Here is a 2,546-nt window from a genome sequence, read left to right on the forward strand (position 1 = left end):
TGGAAACGCCGGACATAGTATACCACCTTCGCCGGGCCAAAGTGAGCATAGCTGGCCGGTGAAAGTGAGCCACCCTCGCCGGGGCAAAGTGAGCCACTTTTGGACCTGATCTGTCTGTAATGTGCCAAAGGCCTTTTTTTGTGAAAAAGGACCATGGCGAACAAGCAGATAGACATGCGAAAAATAAAACGGATATTCAAGCTCCACACCTCGGGTGTGAGCAAACGGCGGATAAGCCAGCAGTTGGGCATCTCCCGCAACACGGTGGCCAAGTACATCGATTTCTTCAAACGTTACCGCCTGACGGCCTATGAGGTGGAGAAGATGACCTTGGAGGAACTGCACGGCCTCTTCAAGGCCGACCAAAGGCCAAAGAGCCCAAAACTGGTAGAGCTACAGCGGTACTTTCCCTACTTTGACAAGGAAATAAGAAAGACCGGGGTCACCCGACAGTTGCTCTGGGAGGAATATTATGCCAAGCATCCCGATGGGTTCAGGCTCTCACAGTTCAAGTACTGGTACGCCGAATGGCAAAAGGAAACCTCCCCCGTGATGCGGATGGAACACAAGGCCGGCGACAAGCTGTTCATCGATTTCACGGGCAAGAAACTCACCATTGTCGAGAGGGACACCGGGGAGCTCAAGGAACTGGAAGTGTTCGTCTGCATACTGGGCAGTAGCCAGTATACCTACGTGGAGGCCTGTGCCAGCCAGAAGCTCGAGGACTTCATCCGCTGCACCGAGAACGCACTGTGGTTCTACGGCGGTGTGCCGAGGGCACTGGTGCCCGACAACCTGAAGTCGGCGGTTACCAAGAGCAGCCGCTATGAACCAAAGGTCAACGAGGTGTTCGCCGACTTTGCCGAGCACTACGAAACGGCGGTCCTTCCCACGCGCACCTATAGGCCAAGGGACAAGGCCATAGTGGAGAACGCCGTGCGCATCATCTACACAAGGGTGTTCGCGCCCTTACGGAACGAGACCTTCCACAGTGTGGCCGATATCAACACCGCGATCCGGGAACTGTTGGAAAAGCACAACGACATGTCCTTCAGGGGAAGGGAATACTCCCGACGTTCACTGTTCCTCGAGGTGGAAAGCCGGGAACTGATGCCCCTGCCCGAGAAACGCTATGAGATAAAACGGTACGCCCAGGCCACCGTGCACAAGAACAGCCATATCTACCTTGGCAGGGACAAGCATTATTACAGCGTACACTACAGGCATATCGGCAAACAGGTAAAGCTCGTCTATACCGACAGTATGGTCGAGGTCTACCACAAACATGAAAGGCTGGCCGTGCACCAAAGGAACAGGAAGCGTTACGGCTATACCACTCTGGCCGGGCACATGCCCTCCCACCACCGCTTCGTCAGCGAATGGAGCAGCGAAAGGTTCATCGCCTGGGCCGGGAACATAGGGGAAAGCTGCCAAGGCTACATCATGGCCATATTGGACAAGAAGCAGCATCCCGAACAATCCTATAAATCCTGTCTTGGCGTACTGCACCTTGCCAAAAAGTATGGCAGGGGCCGTCTTGACAATGCCTGCAGGAGGGCAACCGAGTACGGTGCGTACAATTACAACATGGTCGAGCGCATCCTAAAAAAGGGCTGGGACAAGCTTGATGAGGACACCGATGAAAATCTGGAAATGCCCGAGCACCAGAACATAAGGGGTGGAAAATATTATGAATGAGAACACTTAAATACCACATATGAACGAAAGGACGATACAACAGATGAAGGAGCTCAGGCTCCATGGCATGCACAGGGCATTTGAAACGACCTTGGGCCCCAACGGTATGGGCACCGACCATACCAATGACGAGATCATTGCATACCTCGTGCAATGCGAGTGGGACGACCGCCACAACCGCAGGATAGAGCGACTGACCAGATCGGCGCGCTTTAGGTACACAGCCGTTATGGAGGCGGTGGACTACAGGCCTTCCAGACAATTGGACAAGAACCAGGTACAACGAATCGGCAGTTGTGGTTTTATCAAAAAGAAGGAGAATGTACTCATTACCGGGAGCACCGGGGTCGGCAAGAGCTATCTGGCCTCCGCCATCGGTCACCAGGCCTGTTCCATGGGAAAAAAGGTAATGTACTTCAACACCGCCAAGCTCTTTACCATGTTGAAGACCTCAAAAGCGGACGGTTCCTATCCAAAACAGATAGGCAAACTTGAAAAACAGGACCTACTGATACTTGATGACTTCGGGCTCAAGCCACTGGACAACATCAACAGGCATGCGCTCATGGAAATCATCGAGGATCGTCACGGACAGAGATCGACCATAATTGCATCACAATTGCCCGTATCAAAATGGCACGACATCATCGGGGAGAGAACACTGGCCGACGCCATACTCGACCGTTTGGTGCATACAGCACACAGAATCGACATAAAAGGTGAATCTATGAGAAGAAAATTGAAAAATAAAAACTAAGTTTAACCCACGGACAGGTCAAATCCAAGCAGTTGATTTACACTGCTCACTTTAATCCGGCGCGGGTGGCTCAGTTTACCCGGCTCATCCA

2 protein-coding genes are annotated in these 2,546 nt (G+C 52.6%); both read left to right on the forward strand.

The features are described from left to right. The first annotated feature begins 153 nt into the window (after positions 1-153). Positions 154-1,698 (forward strand): IS21 family transposase, encoded by a 1,545-nt coding sequence (gene istA / locus FOT42_RS17840; protein WP_151891788.1) that lies wholly within the window; start codon positions 154-156, stop codon positions 1,696-1,698. A 19-nt stretch (positions 1,699-1,717) separates the two neighbouring features. After that, positions 1,718-2,455, forward strand: a complete 738-nt coding sequence (gene istB / locus FOT42_RS17845; protein ID WP_151891789.1) for an IS21-like element helper ATPase IstB — start codon at positions 1,718-1,720, stop codon at positions 2,453-2,455. Positions 2,456-2,546: the final 91 nt, after the last annotated feature.

It is taken from the genome of Flagellimonas hadalis (genome assembly GCF_007785775.2).
Lineage (GTDB): Bacteria > Bacteroidota > Bacteroidia > Flavobacteriales > Flavobacteriaceae > Flagellimonas > Flagellimonas hadalis.